The sequence below is a fragment of the Phyllobacterium sp. SB3 genome, from assembly GCF_040009165.1.
Taxonomy (GTDB): domain Bacteria; phylum Pseudomonadota; class Alphaproteobacteria; order Rhizobiales; family Rhizobiaceae; genus Phyllobacterium.
The window spans coordinates 261,173-281,072 of the sequence record NZ_JBDYKI010000003.1 but is presented as its reverse complement, the minus strand read 5'-3'; the positions used below and the strand labels follow the sequence as shown (position 1 = coordinate 281,072).

Annotated in this window: 15 protein-coding genes; 6 read left to right on the top strand and 9 right to left on the bottom strand. The window is 52.9% G+C overall.

The window, feature by feature from the left end:
- The first annotated feature begins 37 nt into the window (after positions 1 to 37).
- The 4 genes from ABKW30_RS12525 to ABKW30_RS12510 are packed head-to-tail and all read left to right on the top strand — an operon-like array spanning position 38 to position 6,869.
- Positions 38 to 1,045, top strand: coding sequence for a MoxR family ATPase (locus ABKW30_RS12525; protein WP_348599260.1), 1,008 nt, complete (start codon positions 38 to 40; stop codon positions 1,043 to 1,045).
- Positions 1,045 to 1,959 (top strand): DUF58 domain-containing protein, encoded by a 915-nt coding sequence (locus ABKW30_RS12520; protein WP_348599259.1) that lies wholly within the window; start codon positions 1,045 to 1,047, stop codon positions 1,957 to 1,959. The genes ABKW30_RS12525 and ABKW30_RS12520 overlap by 1 nt, the downstream gene beginning before the upstream one ends.
- Entirely contained in the window at positions 1,956 to 4,784 is a 2,829-nt protein-coding gene (locus ABKW30_RS12515) for a DUF4159 domain-containing protein (RefSeq protein ID WP_348599258.1), read from the top strand. Before ABKW30_RS12520 ends, ABKW30_RS12515 begins: the two co-directional genes overlap by 4 nt.
- Before the next feature lie 3 nt (positions 4,785 to 4,787).
- Positions 4,788 to 6,869, top strand: coding sequence for a hypothetical protein (locus ABKW30_RS12510; protein ID WP_348599257.1), 2,082 nt, complete (start codon positions 4,788 to 4,790; stop codon positions 6,867 to 6,869).
- Positions 6,870 to 6,871: 2 nt separating this feature from the next.
- Here the strand turns inward: ABKW30_RS12510 and ABKW30_RS12505 are convergent, their stop codons facing one another.
- Entirely contained in the window at positions 6,872 to 7,378 is a 507-nt protein-coding gene (locus ABKW30_RS12505) for an N-acetyltransferase (protein ID WP_348599256.1), read from the bottom strand.
- Between the two features lie 307 nt (positions 7,379 to 7,685).
- Here ABKW30_RS12505 and ABKW30_RS12500 point away from each other — a divergent pair, with 307 nt between their 5' ends.
- Positions 7,686 to 8,663, top strand: coding sequence for a glutathione S-transferase family protein (locus tag ABKW30_RS12500; protein ID WP_348599255.1), 978 nt, complete (start codon positions 7,686 to 7,688; stop codon positions 8,661 to 8,663).
- A 10-nt stretch (positions 8,664 to 8,673) separates the two neighbouring features.
- Here ABKW30_RS12500 and ABKW30_RS12495 read toward each other — a convergent pair whose 3' ends face one another.
- Entirely contained in the window at positions 8,674 to 9,144 is a 471-nt protein-coding gene (locus tag ABKW30_RS12495; protein ID WP_348599254.1) for an NUDIX domain-containing protein, read from the bottom strand.
- Positions 9,145 to 9,228: 84 nt separating this feature from the next.
- On the opposite strand from ABKW30_RS12495, the gene ABKW30_RS12490 reads away from it, so the two are divergent.
- Positions 9,229 to 10,140 carry a metallophosphoesterase gene (locus tag ABKW30_RS12490; RefSeq protein ID WP_348599253.1) on the top strand — a complete coding sequence of 304 codons (912 nt, stop codon included), beginning with the start codon at positions 9,229 to 9,231 and terminating at the stop codon, positions 10,138 to 10,140.
- A 23-nt stretch (positions 10,141 to 10,163) separates the two neighbouring features.
- Here the strand turns inward: ABKW30_RS12490 and ABKW30_RS12485 are convergent, their stop codons facing one another.
- From ABKW30_RS12485 to ABKW30_RS12455, 7 genes are all read right to left on the bottom strand, one after another.
- Positions 10,164 to 10,778, bottom strand: coding sequence for a hypothetical protein (locus tag ABKW30_RS12485; protein WP_348599252.1), 615 nt, complete (start codon positions 10,776 to 10,778; stop codon positions 10,164 to 10,166).
- A gap of 178 nt (positions 10,779 to 10,956) precedes the next feature.
- Positions 10,957 to 12,660, bottom strand: a complete 1,704-nt coding sequence (gene leuA / locus ABKW30_RS12480) for a 2-isopropylmalate synthase (RefSeq protein ID WP_348599251.1) — start codon at positions 12,658 to 12,660, stop codon at positions 10,957 to 10,959.
- 301 nt (positions 12,661 to 12,961) lie between these two features.
- Complete coding sequence (locus ABKW30_RS12475) at positions 12,962 to 13,906, bottom strand: alpha/beta hydrolase (RefSeq protein WP_348599250.1); 945 nt, start codon at positions 13,904 to 13,906, stop codon at positions 12,962 to 12,964.
- A 287-nt stretch (positions 13,907 to 14,193) separates the two neighbouring features.
- Entirely contained in the window at positions 14,194 to 14,775 is a 582-nt protein-coding gene (locus ABKW30_RS12470; RefSeq protein ID WP_348599249.1) for an NUDIX domain-containing protein, read from the bottom strand.
- Positions 14,776 to 14,798: 23 nt separating this feature from the next.
- Positions 14,799 to 15,728 (bottom strand): cation diffusion facilitator family transporter, encoded by a 930-nt coding sequence (locus ABKW30_RS12465; protein ID WP_348599248.1) that lies wholly within the window; start codon positions 15,726 to 15,728, stop codon positions 14,799 to 14,801.
- A 17-nt stretch (positions 15,729 to 15,745) separates the two neighbouring features.
- Entirely contained in the window at positions 15,746 to 17,929 is a 2,184-nt protein-coding gene (locus ABKW30_RS12460) for an anthranilate synthase (protein ID WP_348599247.1), read from the bottom strand.
- Between the two features lie 232 nt (positions 17,930 to 18,161).
- Positions 18,162 to 19,841, bottom strand: coding sequence for a formate--tetrahydrofolate ligase (locus ABKW30_RS12455; RefSeq protein WP_348599246.1), 1,680 nt, complete (start codon positions 19,839 to 19,841; stop codon positions 18,162 to 18,164).
- Positions 19,842 to 19,900: the final 59 nt, after the last annotated feature.

The following is a 19,900-nucleotide window of genomic DNA, read 5'->3' as shown; positions in this document are numbered from 1 at the left end:
GAAAGAGTCTGAGCAGATACCAGTTAAGAGGTGACCCATGAGCGTGATTAAACCTGAGGTATCGGTAGATCCGAAAGTGATGGTCGCAGAGGCCGAAAAGGCGCTGGCCGATATCTCCAGCATCAAAACTGGTATTGGCAAGGTCATATTCGGTCAGGAAAGCGTCATTGAGCGAACGCTTGTTGCTCTTCTGGCTGGCGGCCATGCACTTCTTGTAGGCGTGCCCGGCCTCGCCAAGACAAAGCTCGTCGAAACCTTGGGAACCGTTCTTGGACTTGATGAACGCCGCATTCAGTTCACACCGGACCTTATGCCTTCCGACATTCTGGGTTCGGAAATCATGGAACAGGATGAGCACGGCAAGCGGACGTTCCGTTACGTCAAAGGACCGGTCTTCGCACAATTGCTGATGGCAGATGAAATCAATCGCGCATCGCCGCGCACGCAGTCTGCATTGCTGCAAGCCATGCAGGAATACCACGTAACCATTGCTGGCGAGCGCTATGACCTACCGCAGCCTTTCCACGTTCTGGCAACACAGAACCCACTGGAACAAGAGGGAACCTATCCTCTCCCGGAAGCCCAGCTCGACCGGTTCCTCATGCAGATTGATATTCTTTATCCTGAATTGGAAGCCGAGCGGCAGATTCTTCTCGCCACCACAGGCACGACGGAAGCCGTTGCAGAGAAGATCATTGATGCCGAGCGCCTCCGCGCAATGCAAAATCTTATTCGCCGTATGCCCGTACCGGAAGGTGTGGTGGATGCAATACTCAACCTCGTTCGTGCTGCACGCCCTGGCGCGGATAATGAGATGGCGAAGAAATTCATCTCATGGGGACCGGGGCCTCGTGCCAGTCAGGCTCTGATGTTATGCGCCCGTGCACGCGCACTTTACGATGGCCGCCTTGCCCCATCAGTGGACGACGTAAAAGCCTTGGCTGAACCGGTCCTGCAACATCGTATGGCACTGACCTTTGCCGCCCGTGCAGACGGAATGAACGTCCGCGACGTAATCGGAAATCTGACCAAGGCTGCCATCTGATGGCAGCAGTCGGCGCGCAAGTCCAAAAGACTGGCACGGGAGATGCGCTTGCACGCGCCCGTCAACGCGCCGCACTTTTGCCCGACCTTCTCGTCGAAGCGCGCCGTATTCTCAATACCGTGAACACCGGATGGCACGGCCGTCGCAAGAGTGGCGTTGGCGAAAGCTTCTGGCAATTCCGGCCTTACGCAGAAGGCGAGGCCATATCGCGTATTGACTGGCGGCGCTCTGCACGCGACGACCGTACCTATATTCGAGATCAGGAATGGGAAGCTGCGCACACCGTCTGGCTGTGGGCTGATCCATCACCTTCGATGCTGTTCAAATCCGAACAGGCACAGGTATCCAAAGAATCGCGCGCACTTGTAATGATACTGGCTTTGGCGGAGCTGTTGTCTCGCAGCGGTGAGCGAATCGGCTTTCCGGGCGTTACCGATCCAAGTTCTGCGCGAAATGGGGCCGAACGGCTGGCAACATCTCTCGCCCATGCAAGCAATTTGAGTGCGAAGCCCGATCTCAGCCGAGTCAAACGGTTCTCTGAAGTCGTTCTCGTCAGCGATTTTCTTGACCCCGTCGAAGAAACGATTGCAACTCTGGAGAAGCTTGCTCATTCCGGTGCGCGCGCACATCTGATCGAAGTTTACGATCCTGCGGAAGAAGATTTTCCCTATCGTCGAAGAACAGAGTTTGTTGATCCTGAAACCGGCTCTTCACTGACATTTGGCAGGGCAGAAGACTATGCGGAAGGTTATCGGCGGCTGTTCTTTGCCCGGCGTGCTGCATTAAGTGATTTCTGCAAGCGCATTGGCTGGAGCTATACGGCAAACCGTACGGATCGTCTGGCGTCAGAAGCACTCGTATCCGTACACATGAACATGACAGCCAATGTGGGCTATCAGGGAGGCGCATCATGAATGCACTTCCCTTGGCTTTTGGTGCGCCGTTGCTTCTGGCCGGCCTGCTTGTTTTGCCGGTTATCTGGTGGCTTTTGCGGGTAACACCGCCGCGCCCGATCCAAGAAATATTCCCCCCCCTGAAAATCCTCGCACAACTAAAGCAGAAGGAAGAAACGCCAAACAAAAGTCCTTGGTGGATCACACTTCTGCGGCTCTTGCTTGCTGCTTTCGTTATTCTCGCACTCTCGGAACCTGTCTGGAACCCTCGCGCTGAGACCATGTCCGGAAAGGACCCTGTTGCCATCGTGCTCGACAATGGCTGGGCATCCAATGAGGAATGGAATGCCCGCAAGGAAACAGCCGAACGGCTGATCGCCGACACTGAAAGTGCAGGCGCTCTGATTTACGTTGTCGGGACTGCTGAAAAAACCAACACTGAAATTGGCCCCTTCGACGCGAACACTGCTTTGGAGCGGCTCCGCGCCTTGACCGTGCGACCAATCCCGGTTGATCGCGCGCAGGCTTTTGCCCGTCTGAAGGCGGCATTGGTGGATACAAAAGGCACACGTCTGGCGTATTTGAATGACGGCGTGGATGGACTACGGGCTTCAGAAGCAATCAAATCACTTGAGGATTCCGGCATTGCATCAATGCTCTGGTACCAACCATCGATAGGTTCACTCGTTGCAATAAGACAGGCGACAAACAATGCGAATGGTCTTACCGTTCGTGCCATCCGCTCCAGCGTCGATCGTAGTCAGAATGCCGTGACCGTCGGAGCGTTCGATGAAAAAGGCCGCCGGATTGCTGATACGGGACTCGTATTCAATGCTGGCGAGACTGCCGCAGAAGCGGTCATTACAGCGCCATATGAACTTCGGAATGACTTTCACAGCCTGCGTATCGATGGTACTGCACAGGCCGGTGCAACTTATCTGATCGACGATAACAATAAGCGCCGCCGGGTTGCCCTGCTCTCCGGATCGGAAGCAGATCTGTCACAACCCTTGCTTTCACCGCTGTATTATATCTCACGAGCGCTTGAGCCGTTTGCTGATTTACTCCGCCCGCGTAACGCTGAACTTGTTCGTGCCGTGCCCGAATTACTTGAACAAAAGCCGTCCGTCGTCATCATGGCGGATATCGGCAAACTTCCAGCCGAAACAGAGAAAACCCTATCGGATTGGGTAAACAAAGGCGGCACCCTGATCCGCTTCGCTGGCCCTCGCCTCGCCGGAGGGAGCGAAGAAGACCCGCTGCTCCCGGTCACACTGCGCAAAGGCGAACGATCACTCGGCGGCGCATTATCCTGGAAAGAGGCTCAGCCAGTAGCAGCTTTCCCGGAAAATGGACCTTTTGCTGGCCTGCCAACACCGCAGGACGTAACGGTAACACGGCAGGTGCTGGCTGATCCATCCACCGATCTCTTCGAAAAGAGTTGGGCCAATCTGGCCGACGGGACGCCACTCGTGACCGGTGAAACGCGCGAACGCGGACAGCTTGTTCTGTTTCACGTCACGCCCGAAGCAACATGGTCCAATCTTCCGATCAGCGGCAGCTTTGTCGATATGTTGCACAGAATTGTCTCCCTTTCAGCAAATGCGGGAACAACTACGCAGGACAATGATGCGAGTGGTACGCGGGCATTGCCGCCATATCTGACGCTCAATGGCGAAGGCACACTGATGCCGCCAAATCAGGACACCAAGCCACTTATCACAGCTGTTGCCAATCCATCAGTAACATTTGAAAATCCGCCCGGTTTCTATGGTGTGGAAGACGCAATGACCGCACTCAACCTCTTCAAAGCCGATGGAGAGATAAATCCATTGCCGCGCCCAGAGTTGAATTTTCCGGTGACAACAGCGCAATATGCCGTCGACGAATCCATACCTTTACGGGGACCGTTTTTTGCTCTTGCCGCACTGCTGCTAGCGCTGGATGCGCTCGCCATTCTCTGGCTCGGCGGACATCTGCGGCGACGCATGCGTACCGCAGCTGTGGCTTCGCTGGGAATCTTGTTGCTTCCTATGCTTATTGCCTTTGTCGCTTCGTCTGCGCTTGCTCAAACGAATGACAGCAAGCCCGGCGATCAAGCAATCCTCGACGCCATCAACGTGACGCATCTGGCCTACGTCATTACCGGAGATGGGGCTGTCGACGACATCAGCAACGCGGGTTTACTCGGACTTTCGAGAGCACTTGCTGACAGCACTGCGTTGGAGCCGGGAGACCCAATAGGTGTTGATCCTGCCAGAGATGAACTGGCCGTTTATCCATTGATTTACTGGCCTGTGGACGCAACTGCCAAAATGCCGTCTCCTGAGGCAGTGGCAAAGATTGATGCTTATATGCAGCAGGGAGGCACTGTCCTCTTCGACACGCGTGATCAGGATGCAGCTGCGTTCAATTTCGACAATTCAACGACACCCTCGACCCAGAGATTGCGGGACATTCTCTCGGGACTGAACATACCACCATTGGAGCCTGTACCGAGCGATCATGTACTTACGAAATCATTCTATATTTTGCAGGACTTCCCCGGTCGGTATCATGGTAGCCCACTTTGGGTTCAGGCATCTCTGAACGAGGAAACGCGCGCAGACAGACCGGTTCGCGCTGGCGACGGGGTGTCTCCCATCATTATCACTGGAAATGATTTTGCCGGTGCCTGGGCGATTAACGCCGATGGCAGTCCCTTGTTGCCTACGGTGCCCAATGATCCCGTCCAGCGTGTGCATGCCTTCCGTACAGGCATCAATATCGTCATGTATATGCTGACTGGTAATTATAAATCCGATCAGGTGCACGTTCCCGATCTCCTCCTGCGGTTGGGGAACTAAGCCATGTACCTTTCTGTCGATTTCCAACCGCTCGTTTCCAATCTCCTGCTCACACTGCTTATCGTACCGTTGCTGGCCCTCACCTTGGCAGGCGTATTCTTTCGGCAACGAGGCAGCCTGATCAGGGTTCTGGCCGTTGCCGCCTTTGCGCTTGCCTTGTTCAACCCGATCATCGTCAATGAGGAACGCGAGCCGCTTAAAAGTGTGGTCGCTGTAATTGCCGACCGGAGCCAAAGTCAGGATATAGGCAATCGATCCGCCGACACCGATTCTGCACTCGCTCAAGTCCAAGCCGCGCTGGCACGGCTGCCTCAATTTGAAGTGCGCACGGTTGAAAGCGGCCGCACTACCGAGAATGACGATGCAACATCAACCCGGCTTTTCAGCGCCTTGAATGGTGCCTTCCGCGATGTCCCGCCTGCCCGCATCGGCGGTGCAATCATGATCACTGATGGCCAGATTCACGATATTCCTGCCAACAAGGCCGGTCTTGGTTTTAATGCCCCCGTGCATGGTCTGATCACGGGTACGCCAAACGAGATCGACAGGCGCATCCAGTTTGTTCGTGCCCCCCGTTTTGGGCTCACTGGCAAGCCACAACAAATGACCTACAAAGTGACTGGCGCAGGTGAACCCGCTGGCGGTCGCGCAAATGTACGTGTACGCGTCAATGGCACTGAGGTCAGCACTCAAGACGCCATCATCGGCGAGGACATGCCGCTGGAGGTCACGTTACCCCGCGCTGGCGTCAATATTGTCGAAATCATCGTTGATACCATCCCCGGGGAATTAACCGAGGTCAACAACCGCGCGGTAGCGATGGTTGACGGCATTCGCGAGAACCTTCGTGTTCTGCTCGTTTCCGGTGAGCCACATAATGGTGAGCGTACATGGCGCAATCTGCTCAAGTCCGATGCATCTGTTGATCTGGTGCATTTTACGATTTTGCGTCCACCGGAAAAACAGGATTCCACGCCGATCAATGAGCTCTCGCTGATAGCGTTTCCGACCCGCGAACTTTTTGTCGAGCGCATTGCGGATTTCGATCTGATTATCTTTGATCGATACCAGCACCGCGATGTGCTGCCGTTGCTCTATTATGACTATATCAACGATTATGTTCAGCGCGGTGGTGCACTGCTGATTGCCGCCGGACCGGAATATGCCGGCAACATGTCGATTGCAAATACCCCTCTGCTTTCGGTGCTCCCGGCTGTGCCGACCGGAAACATCGAAGAAAAAGCTTTCTATCCACGTCTCAGTGAGCAAGGGAAGCGTCACCCGGTGACGAGAGGGCTTGAAGGCAGCACACAGGAACCACCAAATTGGAGCCGCTGGTTCCGGGTCATTGATGTCAGTCAGCCCGAAGGCGAAGTCGTCATGAATGCCGGCGACCGACCGTTGCTCGTTTTGAATCGCTTGGGCGAAGGACGTGTCGGCATGTTTCTTTCTGATCAGGGCTGGCTATGGGCGCGCGGCTTTGAGGGAGGAGGGCCTCATGCGGCACTTTACCGGCGTATTGCCCATTGGCTTATGAAAGAGCCTGAACTTGAGGAAGAAGCGCTTACTGCCAAAGGCACCGGACGTAATCTGGAAATACGCCGGCAGACCATGGCAAAGACTGCTGACCCTGCGAGCATTATAACCCCATCAGGCAAAACCCAATCAGTTCCCTTGGCAGAAACGGAGCCCGGTGTATTTACGGCATCTGTTCCTATGGAAGAAATTGGTCTTTATCAGGTGGCAAATGGCGATCTGACGACGCTCGCACATGTTGGCCCCGTCGATGCTCCGGAGTTTGCCGATAATGTATCCACGACGGCTAAACTCGATCCGCTGGCGCGGGAATCTGGCGGTGGTGCACGCCGAATACGTGAAAATGCAGATCAGGCATCAATTGAAATTCCGAACATTGTTGCATCACGTGGCGCTGCCAGCGCCAGTGGCGATAATTGGATCGGACTTCGCCCCACCAACGAGACAATCCTCAAAAGCGTGGACCGCCTGCCGTTGTTTTCGGGATTCCTTGGCCTTGCGGCAATGATTCTCGTACTTGGCGGCATGTGGTATCGCGAAGGCAAATAACCTTACATCACAGAGGCATGCCTGACCTTTCCCTCTACGTCCTTCAATGCATGAGGCACAAGCTCGCACGCCAGAAAACGTGATGGCTCGACAGGTGCAGGCATAAGTATCTGATGGCCCTCGATCCTGCGAAAGCCGAATGGCGCATAATACGGCTCGTCGCCGACAAGAATGACCAGCTTGTGGCCTGCAACTCGCGCTGCTTCCATGCTTGTGCGCATCAAAGCCGCGCCAATTCCCTGCTTTTTCCAAGCCGGACGTACGGCAAGAGGACCAAGCAGCATGGCGTCGGTATTGCCGATCCGAACAGGAGTGAGACGCACAGATCCCACGACATGGCCACCGTTCGTGGCTACAAAAGAAAGGTTGCGATCATGTGGTCCACCTTCCCGGATACGATACGCAGCGCGGGTAAAGCGGCCGGGGCCAAAGGCTTCCTTGTTAATATCTTCGATGGCAGCGTCATGCACCGGTTCTTCCGGCGCGTAGGTCATGACATGGGACAGCATGCTGGTTATCTTCATATGGGAGTGGGACAGACCTTCTTTTCCAGAAGGCAAATACAGGAACTTCCGCCGCTATTAGCGCCGGTCAAGGTTTCATCGTCGGATGAACAAGATACCTGTCACAATTGTCTCCATTTTTTCTCGCTAACATTAAACGGCAGCGCCGTAAACCGCAAAATGCACACTGCGTCCAGAAAGCGACACTCTGTTTACCCAAAGCCATCTGGCCGTAGAATAAATAATCTCTAGGTAAGCGTAGTGAATACGCATATTCCTTATCGATACCGGATGATCTCAAAGGAAAATCAAAATGGGTCTGTTGATTGACGGCGTTTGGCATAATCAGTGGTACGATACTAAGGATAGCGGCGGTCGTTTTATCCGCTCCGAATCTCAGTTTCGCAACTGGATAACGCCGGACGGCAGTGCTGGCCCAACTGGTGAAGCAGGGTTCAAAGCTGAACCGGGTCGTTATCACCTGTATGTTTCATACGCCTGTCCCTGTGCTCATCGCACGCTAATCTTTCGCGCCTTGAAGCAATTGCAGGATGTGATTTCAGTCTCCGTAGTCGACTATTATATGGGTGCAGAGGGCTGGACATTTTCAGAGTCGGACGATGCAACAGCTGATCACCTGTTCGGCTACAAACGCCTGCACGAGGTTTATACGCGTTCTGATTCAAACTATTCCGGACGTGTTACGGTACCTGTTCTTTGGGACAAATTGCGCAATACAATAGTCTCCAATGAATCATCGGAAATCATCCGGATGCTCAATTCCGCATTCAATGAATTTGGAAATAAGAATCTTGATTTCTATCCAATCGAGTTGCGCGAAGAGATCGATGCCATCAACGCGATAGTTTATCCGAATATCAACAATGGGGTTTATCGTGCTGGTTTCGCCACGACACAAGAAGCTTATGAAGAAGCATTCACCCAATTGTTTAGCGCGCTGGATGAAATCGAGGAGAGATTATCGAAACAGCGCTATTTGGCGGGAGACTATCTGACTGAGGCCGATTGGCGCCTGTTCACGACCCTGCTTCGCTTCGATCCCGTCTATGTCGGACATTTCAAATGTAATCGGCAATGCATTGCCGACTATCCCAATCTTTCAAATTACACACGTGAACTCTATCAGGTGGCGGGTGTCGCGCCGACAGTCAACATGCGGCACATAAAGGGCCATTATTACGAAAGCCACAAAACCATCAATCCAACGGGCATTGTGCCTGTGGGGCCTGATATTGATTATAGCGCACCGCATGATCGCAACCGTTTTTGACAGCCTGGAACTACCAGAGCAGTGGCGGCTCCAGATCGTTCAGAATTTCCGCGAGCCGCTGTCGGGTGGAGGGCGTGATGTCCTCAGGCAATGCATCGAGCTTGAAGAAGCCGGCCTCGGCAATCTCGCGATTGGCAACAAATGGTGTAATCTGGCGAAATGATCTGCAGACATAGAGCGCAACGTGATCTCGCTTTGAAGCGTGCGCATTATGGTAGATCGCAAAAAGTTCGGGGCGCCCGGTCAACTCGATATTACCCTCTTCCATAAGCTCTTTGGCGAGCGTTTGTTCAACCGTGTGGCCGGTTTCCACGCCACCACCCGGAAACTGCCAGCCCGCTACATATGTATGGCGTATAAGGAACACGGTTCCTTGGGCTTCATCGATAACAACCCCTCGCGCACCCAATGTCATTGGACGACGCAATAAGAAATAGGTGTGAAAGAGACGGTACCGCCATTTGGAGCGTTTTTCAGTCATGTGTCCGGTTTTCCATGGAACTGTCAGACCATGCGACGGTTCTATCACTGGATTTAAAATCCATACTCTCATAAAGCTAAATTAATGTTCCGTCTTGCACATATCTCCGACATTCACCTGTCACCATTGCCTGCGCTGACCCTGCGTGAGCTGGTCTCAAAACGTATCACCGGCTATATCAACTGGCGTTCCAATCGCAAAGGCATGATGACTGGCGGTACGTTGGATGTGCTGACAGCAGACTTGAAGGCGCAACATCCTGATCATATTGCTGTAACGGGCGATTTGGTGAATCTCGCACTGGACGAGGAACTTGAGACAGCGCAGCGTTGGCTCAAAACATTGGGGCCGCCAGAAGATGTTTCCGTCGTACCTGGCAACCATGATGCCTATGTTCCGGGCGCACTAAAAAAGACGCGGCGCTACTGGGAAGCCTGGATGCGCGGCGATAAACAGGCAGCCGAAAACCTGCCGGTCGAATTTCCTTACCTGCGTGTACGTGGGGATGTTGCACTAATAGGCGTTTCTTCTGCTCGTGCCACCGCCCCATTCATGGCAACCGGCGACCTGAGGTCAAAGCAGGCAAAGAAACTGGCTGAGATTTTGACTGAAACGGGGCGACGTGGTTTGTTTCGCGTCATCATGATCCATCACCCGCCTGTTCGCGGGGCAGCACCGTCTCACAAGCGCTTGCTGGGCATTGGTCTTTTCCAGCGTATCGTGCGTCAGCACGGCGCTGAGCTGGTCCTGCACGGCCATACCCACTTGGCTACACGCTATGAAATTAACGGCCCAAACTGGACGGTCCCTGTCATATGTGTCCCTTCAGCAAGCCAAAGCTTCGCAGGCAGTCACAAGCCGCCTGCTGCCTATAATATGTTTACGATTGAAAAGACCAATGCCGGCTGGTCGTGCCATATGAAGCAGCGCGGCGTAATCGACGCACAGATTACAATCCAGACCATTCGCGAAGATGAATTGTGGCCGGGCAGATAGTATCAGTCTGATTGTGCCCGCACTTAAAAATATTGCGAGAAGCGATCCCAAAACGCTACCACCAACACTCCGGTACCGACTGCTGCTCCGATAAAAAACCAATAAACGGCAGTAATGAACGAACTGAGTCTGGATTTTTGTTTGATTGCTGCAACTGGCGGAGATGGTTGCATATAAAGCCCGGGCTGCAAGGGTTCTTTGAAAGGTTTTGTTTCAATCAAACCAACCCGGTTGCCTTCCATCATTTGCTGCCGCTCCACAATGCGTTCAGCGATATAGTTGGTCACCGCATCCGCGATAGGCCTGATGTCCGTAGATTCAGCAACCAGAATCCGGCCGTGCCTTGTGTCCCGTACAAAACGATAAGTCCGCCGATCCCGACCCATTGCGACGTGCGATGTGACGTCAATCCATAGTCGCGGCTGTTGTCCTTTGGAAACTGCAAATTGCCACTGTGGATCGTCAACAGGCACATCTTCAAAAACTTCCTGCAAATCCTGAGCCAACACCTCAATGCGTGCCAGATCGGCTTCCTTTGCATCTGTGATGAAATCATTCCGATCGGCGGCGGCAAGCTGAGCACCGCGCACTGCCTCTGCAAGACTCAATCTATCTCGGGGATTTGAATTCTCTTTCATCGGTTCCTTCAAGGTGAAATCGACCTGTCCGTAAACAGAGTTCCGGGCTAATGATCATTAACAACCCTGCCCCGCCAATGCACCTGAAACTTGTCAGAATCAGGCCAACCCTTTGGCTTAAGCAAAGGATTGGCCCGAATTAATTAGCCGGTAAAAGTAGACCGAAAGGCCCATTCAGTTATTTCGCGATGATGCGGTTTGCAGCAGAAACAATGCCCTCAAGCGAGGCTGTCACAATGTTCTTGTTGATGCCTGCGCCAAAGATCTTTCCGCCGGGATGCTCGATTTCCATATAGCTGATGGCCGCCGCATCCGAGCCGTGCTGAAGTGAATGTTCCGAGTAATTCACAACAGACATTTTGAAGCCGAGATAGTGCGAAAGGGCATCGATGAAACCGTCAACCGGACCGGTTCCCCTGCCCTCGATACGTTTCGTCTCGCCGCCATCGGTTATCTCCGCTGACAATATCCGAACACCTTTACGCTCAGTATCCGGATACGTGTGGTGATCAACGAATTTCAGCCTTGCGTCTGGCTGATCGACATAGAGTTGCTGAAAGCGATCATAGATACGCTTCGAAGGCATCTCTTTGCCTTCCTCGTCAGTAATGTTCTGGATATCTTCGCGGAACTCGACCTGCATGCCACGTGGCAAATTCAACCCATAATCAGCTTGTAGAATGTAGGCTATACCGCCCTTGCCTGACTGCGAATTGATGCGGATGATCGCCTCATAGCTGCGGCCAACATCCTGCGGATCAATCGGCAGGTATGGCACTTCCCACAGGCTTTTATTGGCCTGTTTGATCGCTTTCATGCCTTTGTTGATCGCATCCTGATGCGAACCGGAGAAGGCTGTGTAAACCAGCTCGCCGACATATGGATGACGCTCTGGAATAACCAGCTGGTTGGAATATTCGTAAACTTCCTTCATCCGGTTGATGTCCGAACAATCGATCTCGGGATCGACGCCTTGCGTGAACATATTCAACGCAAGTGTGACGATATCGACATTGCCCGTGCGTTCACCATTACCAAACAATGTTCCCTCGACGCGATCAGCGCCAGCCATCAAACCCAGTTCCGTAGCCGCAATGCCTGTTCCGCGATCATTATGCGGGTGCAACGAAATGATGAGGTTTTCACGATTGTCGAGTTGGCGGCACATCCATTCAATGCGGTCAGCATAAATGTTGGGTGTCGACATCTCGACGGTGGACGGCAGATTGATGATCAACTTGTTATCCGGAGTCGGCTTGACGATCTCCGTCACTGCATTGCAGATTTCCAAGGCCACTTCGAGCTCCGTGCCCGTGAAGCTTTCCGGCGAATACTCGAAACGGAAACCACCACCGGCCCTAGCCGCCATATCCGTAATCATCTTGGCTGCATCGGTTGCGATGGACTTGATACCATTCACGTCTTTGTTAAAGACAACGCGACGCTGCAATTCACTAGTCGAGTTATAGAAATGTACAATCGGCTTGTGTGCGCCCTGCAGCGATTCAAACGTGCGTGTGATCAATTCTGGGCGGCACTGGACCAGCACCTGCAACGACACATCAGATCCTGGGTTGCCTTCTTCGACACACCAACGTGCAAAATCAAAGTCGGTCTGCGAAGCGGAAGGAAATCCAATCTCGATTTCCTTAAAACCCATATCGAGCAACAACGCGAACATGCGTACCTTACGATCATGCCCCATTGGATCGACGAGCGCCTGATTCCCGTCTCGCAGATCAACGGAGCACCAGATCGGCGCCTTTTCGATGCGTTTTGAAGGCCACTGGCGATCCGTGAGGGCCACAAAAGGATAGGGTTCATATTTCTTGTGTGCGTCAGGCATTCCCGCAACAGATCGGGGTGCAATTATATCAGTCATTTGCTTCTCGTTTCCGGCCGTATGCGCATCTGTGCTGGCGCAATCATGGCACTCTTTTTAGGCGTTGAACTAAACTTGTAAAGGGATAAGGAGCGAGAGCCGTAAGGCGGTTTCGACCGCCGGACGCTCCTTCAACGAGCCCGGCGACCGCCAATAAGGTCGAGAAGAAGTGGTAGGAGAAAGGCGCGATTCGCCAAGCCCGCAAAAGCAGACTGAACGTTGGACATTGTTGTCGGGCGCATTTTCATGGGCAAACACCTAAACGAGTGTTTGTCCCGATGCAAGGGCATTTGACTGAAGGTTATTTCTTAAGTTGGGCGGTAGCGCCGGACAACCACTCGCTCACCACCCTGACATCGTCTTTGCCAAGACCATGATCCGACTTAATAGAGCGGGCTTCGACACGGGCACCGTGCGAACGCAACATGTCTTCAAGTGCTGGAGCATATGGAGCATAAAGCTGGTCGGATGCGCCTGATACTGTCAGGACGCGCGCGTCACCGAGATTGGCATCAAGTGAGCCCGTCAGGACTGGCATTGATCGCAATAGAACGGCCTGTTTTACGAGATCAGGATAAAGCATCATGACCGAGTTAACGAGATTGGCTCCATTCGAATAGCCAAGAAACGTCGTGCGGCTAAGATCGATTTTGTATTTGACCGTGGCTTGCTTGAGGAAATCTGCAAAAGCTTTTGCCTCGGAGCGAATATCCTTTTGATCGAAACTGACTGGAGTCAGACGACGATACCAGCGATTTGAACCGTCCTGAACAACACGGCCGCGAACTGCAACCAAAAGTGCATCCGGTGCAATCTTCGACGCGAACGAAACGAGACTAGTTTCATCCTGACCCGACCCGTGCAAAAGCACAACAGTGTCGCCATTTGGCGTTTCAGGGCGATAGAGACGATATTTGAAGGACAAGTCTTCCTGAAGCGCCCCTTCACTCTGCGGAAGAATTTCGCCTTTTACAGCCTTTTTCAAAATACCCGTACCACCCGTTGCTAGGATATTGATGGGTTTCAGCTTCTCCGGAACCTGAGAGACCACCTTGCCTTTTATTGGGCAGGCGTCAGCGGCATCATTCTTATCTACATCAGGCTGAGGATCGACATTTGCCGACAAGACCTCTGCCTTGCCCGATTGCAGCTTGTCGCAGTCAGCGGTATTGCGCGCGAAGGCCGGTTGTGCCGCCGCGAACAATGATAGACCAGCAATCAGTGCATAAAGATAAGGTTTACCCATAAGCTAATCCTAGTGGTTAAAGGTTAACTAAATTTGTAAACAGCCGCGGTCGTCCGCTGGACACTGCCATGCGTGTTGGCGATCATTTCCATCATCGGAAGTGACGCTTTTGCCAAATAAACTTGTCCCCCAACTTCGCGCTTTACGCTTGTTACTATTCGGAGAATTCGCATTGCTGGCCGACGTTTCAACCAGCGAGGCTTCTATGTCAACACAATTGTAACGAAAACATGGCAGCTTGAAATATTACGTGATGTAATGTTGCATGAACGCACCATTGCGTCTTGTTAGCGCATTAATTGTTTCAGCTTGAGATGTTGGAGCAACATGATTGTCTTGGCGTCAACGATAAGGTTTTGCGTAACCATTGCCATGGCTTCGTCGAGAGCCATCTCCAGAACTTCGATGTCTTCACCTTCGTCTTCATGCCCTCCGCCATCAGAAATTCGGTCGGTCGGGTCATAAACGGCGATAAAAAATGCCAAGCGTTCGGTCACACTGCCGGGACTCATGAAAACGTCAAAGACGCGCTCAATATCGCGAAGAAGGTAGCCCAGCTCTTCTTCTGTTTCTTTGCGGGCTGTAGTTTCCGCATCATTATCATCCAGCAAACCAGCGCAAGCCTCAATCAGCATTGGCTCCTGATCGACTACAAAGGCTGGTAGCCGGAATTGCCTTGTCAGCAGGACTGTTCCGCGCACAGGATCATAAGGCAAAACCGTAGCGCCATTACCACGATCGTAAACTTCTCGCGTTTGCGTTTCGACAAGCCCATCCCGACGCGTGAAATCATAAGAATATTTGGTCAATGTTCCCCAATTGTCCGAAAGGAGTTCACTTGATTTAACTTTAACCCGGTGGTCGCCCATGAACACTCCGACAATTTAATGGATCAGGCAAAGGGGACAGCTGCTGTGCCAATAGGCAGTTTCGCCTCATCTTCCGGCTCAACATGGATAACGACGCTTGCATCGGGAATATGCTGCATCAGTGCGTTTTCGATACGATCACAAATGATATGTGCGTCGCCAACGGACATGCTTGCTTCTACGACAAGATGGAATTCGATGAAGGTCATGCGCCCTGCGACACGAGCTTTCAGATCATGGACTTCGAGAGCGCCCCCGGCATTGGCCGAGATGACATCGCGGATGCGCATTGTCTCGTCCGTCGTTACGCCGCCATCCATTAACCCTTGAACGGAGTTGCTGATTACACCCCAACCTTGCCACAGGATATTTACTGCAACGATCATGGCGAGTAGCGGGTCAAGAATCGTCCAGCCGGTCAGTACAGCACCTACAAGACCCGCAAAAACACCCAGTGACGTAACCACATCGGTCATGATGTGCTTGCCGTCAGCGAGCAGTGCAGGCGATCTGTGCTTGCGGCCGCTTCTAAGCAGTAGCGTGGCCCAGACAGCATTGATCATAGACGCGCCGCCATTGATAGCCAGACCGAGCCAGGGTTCATCCAAGGTTTTCGGTGTTTCCCAAGCCATCCAGACTTCACGCAGGATCAGCAGGGCGGCAAGGATAATCAGCACCCCTTCGATGACTGCTGAAAAATATTCGGCTTTGTGATGACCGTAGGGGTGGTTCTGATCGGCTGGTTTGTGGCTGACCAGAATTGCCCAGAATGCGGCCAAGGCTGCGACCACATTGACGATAGATTCCAAGGCATCGGAATAAAGCGCGACCGATCCCGTCACATGATAGGCAATGTATTTCAGGCCGAGTACGGCAATGCCGATAAAAATCGACCAGAAAGCCAGCCGGCGGACCGTGGTCTCGCCGTTAACTGCTGAGCGTGTATCTATCATGCTGAAAAGTTCTCGCTCTAAGCCGCTCGTTCCTTGGCACGGCGCGGCAGATGTGCCACGACGTTTTCGATCATGCGCATACCAGCATTATGTCCCAGTGTCATGATCGATTCCGGATGGAATTGCACTGCAGCGATAGGTTCATGTTTATGCTCAAAGGCCATGATGACACCATCCTCTGTCTCGGCTGTGACAATGAATTCATCCGGCAGCCGCACAGGATCTGCAAAGATCGAATGGTAACGACCGACTGTCACTTCCTTCGGAAGGCCTGAGAATATCTTTCCCGGCTTGGTGATACGGATGCGCGATGGCTTTCCGTGCATCGGAACATGCAACTGCCTCAGACTGCCACCATAGGCTTCAGCCAAAGCTTGCAACCCGAGACAAACCCCGAAGATCGGCAGATTGCGCGCACGCGCTTTCTTGATAGTTGCCTTGCAATCAAAATCCGTCGGCGTACCCGGACCGGGGGATAAAACCACGAGATCCGGTTTGATCCGATCAAATATTTCTTCGGGAACCGGCGTTCTAACCGTGGTGACGATAGCTCCGGTCTGACGGAAATAGTTTGCCAAAGTGTGCACAAACGAGTCTTCGTGATCCACGAGCAGAATCTGTAAACCCTCGCCAACGCGCGCAACTGCCCGTTCCTCCGGAATAACATTGCTCTTATGGGCATCGCGAACTGCCGCTATCATCGCCGATGCTTTCAATTCGGTCTCGGCTTCTTCTTCTTCAGGCACTGAATCATACAGCAACGTGGCACCGGCACGAACTTGCGCGATACCGTCTTTGATACGGATGGTTCGCAAGGTGAGACCCGTATTCATATCGCCGTTGAAATTGACCATGCCGATGGCACCGCCATACCATGCACGTGGGCTACGTTCATTTTCTTCAATGAAGCGCATTGCCCATAGCTTCGGCGCTCCTGTGACGGTTACTGCCCAAGCATGAGAAAGGAACCCGTCGAACGCATCCATGTCTTCGCGCAAGCGACCTTCAATATGGTCGACCGTATGGATAAGGCGCGAATACATTTCAATCTGACGGCGGCCAATAACACGAACAGACCCGGGCTCGCAGACGCGGCTTTTGTCGTTCCGGTCGACATCCGAGCACATGGTGAGTTCAGACTCATCCTTTTTGGAGTTCAGAAGCTTGATGATCTGTTCGGCATCGGCGATAGCATCTTCACCGCGTTTGATCGTCCCGGAAATCGGGCAAGTTTCGATGCGGCGACCGACAACACGAACAAACATTTCCGGCGAAGCACCTACCAGATACTCGTTGTCACCAAGGTTGATATAGAACGAATAAGGCGATGGATTGATCGCTTTCAATCTACGCGAGATGACAGATGGTTTGGTTTCGCAACGCTCATAAAACGTCTGCCCCGGCACGACCTCAAACAGGTCGCCGCGCATGAAGCTCTCCTTGGCCTTCTTGACCAATTCTGCGTAGACACCCGGATTGTGGTCACCCCTGCTCGGGATAACATCTGTGGGTTGAAACGGCTTCTTGGCCGTTTCGCGTGACAAACCTTCAGTCGACTTGCCTTCATAAGTGTAATCGTATCGGTCTAACCAAGCTTTGGCTGCATGGTGATCCACTACGAGAATTTCATCCGGTAAATAGAGCACAATATCGCGCTGATCATCCGGCCGCTTGAGCTTGTACTCGATAGGGTCGAACTGGAAAGCGAGATCATAACCAAAGGCGCCGTATAGCCCGAGATTAGCATCATCTTCAGTAAAGAACAGCGCAACGATCCCGCGGAGAACGGTAAATACTGAGGGAATGCGCGAGCGCTCTTCTTCAGTGAAAGCGCGCGTTGGCAGTGCGATCTCCAACTCCAGCTTCGACGCACTGACCGAATTGATTGCGACTTCTTCAAGTTTGCCGACAGCATGTTTGATTGGCAGCAGCAAGACTTCACCACGTTTGTTCAGCGCTTCAATCGTCATATGTCGACCATTGGACGTTATCACGACTGGAGGATCGATGATCGCCGTATCCCAGCGCGTATAGCGGCCAGGATACTCATAATTGGATGAAAAAACCGCACCTCGCCGTTCGTCGAGCGCATCAACATAGCTGTCGATGGCACTTGCATAGGCTGTTGCCACACGCGAACGGCTGATTGTCACACCGCCCTTGGTATCGAATATTTCCACGTCGCCCTCAATTCTATGCATCGTTAAATCCTTTGTTGCATTCGGCGTTTCGGGCTTCTGGCGGTCAAACAAAAAGGCCGCCCGGAAAACCCGTCGCGGCCCTGTCCTTTTTCACAAACATGCAAAAGGCTGCGTGGCCGCTAAAAGCGAGCCCACCACCAGCCAGTTGAGAGAATGCGTGTGTTCATGGCGATGATTGTTAGCGTTACATTGCGACGCTTGCAACAGCAAAAATCGCATGTTCGTTGAAGGTCTAAAACAGACCTTCGATCAAACCGTCGCTGTTGAGATGTATCCGTTCCGCAGAAGGTGATTTCGGCAGACCCGGCATAGTCATGATTTCACCGCAGATGGCCACCACAAAACCCGCCCCTGCCGAAAGCCGAACCTCGCGAACATGGACAACATGATTGACCGGCGCGCCTCGTAGATCAGGATTTGTCGAGAACGAATACTGGGTTTTGGCCATACAGACGGGCAAATGACCATAACCGGCCTCTTCCCAGCGTCTCAACTGATCGCGAACGCTGGCATCGGCATCCGCTTCTGCACCCCGATAAATCCGCTTCACAATTGTTTCGATTTTATCAAACAGGGAAAGCTCGTCCTCATATAGTGGCGAGAATTGTGCTGCACCGCTTTCGGCCAGTGCTGCAACTTTGTGGGCCAATTCTTCGATACCAACTGAACCTTGCGCCCAATGCCTGCAGAGGACTGCCTCTGCACCATGGGCAGCGACAAACGCTTTGACTGTTTCTATTTCCGCTTCGGTATCAGCAGTGAAGTGGTTGATAGCCACAATTACCGGCACACCAAACTGTCGAACATTTTCCATATGGCGCCCTAGGTTAGCGCATCCCGCTTTGACGGCTGCAACATTCTCCTGCCCCAAATCAGCCTTGGCCACACCACCATGCATTTTCATCGCACGCACAGTTGCGACAATAACCGCAGCAGCGGGTTTCAGACCTGCCTTGCGGCACTTGATATCAAAGAATTTCTCAGCGCCCAGATCAGCCCCGAAACCAGCCTCCGTCACCACGAAATCCGCCAGCTTGAGCGCGGTCGTCGTGGCAACAACCGAGTTGCATCCATGAGCAATATTCGCAAAAGGTCCGCCATGCACAAAGGCGGGATTGTTTTCCAGCGTCTGCACCAGATTGGGTTGTATTGCGTCCTTAAGCAAAACGGCCATTGCCTTGTCTGCCTTCAGGTCGCGAGCATAGACGGGACTGCGATCAAACCGGTAGCCAATGATGATATTCCCAAGCCGCCTCTCCAGATCAGCCAGGTCGACTGCCAGGCACAGGATCGCCATCACCTCCGATGCGACAGTAATGTCGAAACCGGATTCGCGGGGAAAACCGTTGGCTACACCTCCCAAGGATGAGGCAATGCCGCGCAAAGCACGGTCATTCATATCCATTACACGGCGCCATGTGATCCGGCGCGTATCGAGATTAAGTTCGTTGCCCCAATAAACATGATTATCGATCATCGCTGCGAGGAGATTGTGCGCCGATGTTATGGCGTGGAAGTCGCCGGTAAAATGCAGGTTGATGTCTTCCATAGGGATAACCTGCGCATAGCCACCACCAGCAGCGCCGCCCTTTGTCCCAAAACATGGACCGAGTGAAGCTTCGCGGATACAGACGATCGCTTTTTTGCCTATACGATTGAGACCATCGCCAAGGCCAACAGTCGTTGTCGTCTTGCCTTCACCAGCGGGCGTTGGGCTAACAGCCGTGACCAGAATGAGCTTTCCGTTCTTGGCATCTTGCTTGGAGCGAATGAATTCTGCCGAAAGTTTAGCTTTGTCATGGCCGTACGGTACGAGATGCTCCGGCGGGATGCCGATACTTGCGCCAATTTCGATGACAGGCTTTTTGGTAGCGGAGCGGGCAATCTCGATGTCAGATTTTACGGTAGCCATTGACGTTTCCCCAATGTTTTAAGAACGTCAAATAGCATCCTGCAACCGAAATGGGGATA

Excerpts from the sequence above, each read along its gene's own strand:
- ABKW30_RS12525 (WP_348599260.1), top strand. The coding sequence starts at position 38 with ATGAGCGTGATTAAACCTGAGGTATCGGTAGATCCGAAAGTGATGGTC.
- ABKW30_RS12520 (WP_348599259.1), top strand. The coding sequence starts at position 1,045 with ATGGCAGCAGTCGGCGCGCAAGTCCAAAAGACTGGCACGGGAGATGCG.
- ABKW30_RS12515 (WP_348599258.1), top strand. The coding sequence starts at position 1,956 with ATGAATGCACTTCCCTTGGCTTTTGGTGCGCCGTTGCTTCTGGCCGGC.
- ABKW30_RS12510 (WP_348599257.1), top strand. The coding sequence starts at position 4,788 with ATGTACCTTTCTGTCGATTTCCAACCGCTCGTTTCCAATCTCCTGCTC.
- ABKW30_RS12505 (WP_348599256.1), bottom strand. The coding sequence starts at position 7,378 with ATGCTGTCCCATGTCATGACCTACGCGCCGGAAGAACCGGTGCATGAC.
- ABKW30_RS12500 (WP_348599255.1), top strand. The coding sequence starts at position 7,686 with ATGGGTCTGTTGATTGACGGCGTTTGGCATAATCAGTGGTACGATACT.
- ABKW30_RS12495 (WP_348599254.1), bottom strand. The coding sequence starts at position 9,144 with ATGACTGAAAAACGCTCCAAATGGCGGTACCGTCTCTTTCACACCTAT.
- ABKW30_RS12490 (WP_348599253.1), top strand. The coding sequence starts at position 9,229 with ATGTTCCGTCTTGCACATATCTCCGACATTCACCTGTCACCATTGCCT.
- ABKW30_RS12485 (WP_348599252.1), bottom strand. The coding sequence starts at position 10,778 with ATGAAAGAGAATTCAAATCCCCGAGATAGATTGAGTCTTGCAGAGGCA.
- leuA (WP_348599251.1), bottom strand. The coding sequence starts at position 12,660 with ATGACTGATATAATTGCACCCCGATCTGTTGCGGGAATGCCTGACGCA.
- ABKW30_RS12475 (WP_348599250.1), bottom strand. The coding sequence starts at position 13,906 with ATGGGTAAACCTTATCTTTATGCACTGATTGCTGGTCTATCATTGTTC.
- ABKW30_RS12470 (WP_348599249.1), bottom strand. The coding sequence starts at position 14,775 with ATGGGCGACCACCGGGTTAAAGTTAAATCAAGTGAACTCCTTTCGGAC.
- ABKW30_RS12465 (WP_348599248.1), bottom strand. The coding sequence starts at position 15,728 with ATGATAGATACACGCTCAGCAGTTAACGGCGAGACCACGGTCCGCCGG.
- ABKW30_RS12460 (WP_348599247.1), bottom strand. The coding sequence starts at position 17,929 with ATGCATAGAATTGAGGGCGACGTGGAAATATTCGATACCAAGGGCGGT.
- ABKW30_RS12455 (WP_348599246.1), bottom strand. The coding sequence starts at position 19,841 with ATGGCTACCGTAAAATCTGACATCGAGATTGCCCGCTCCGCTACCAAA.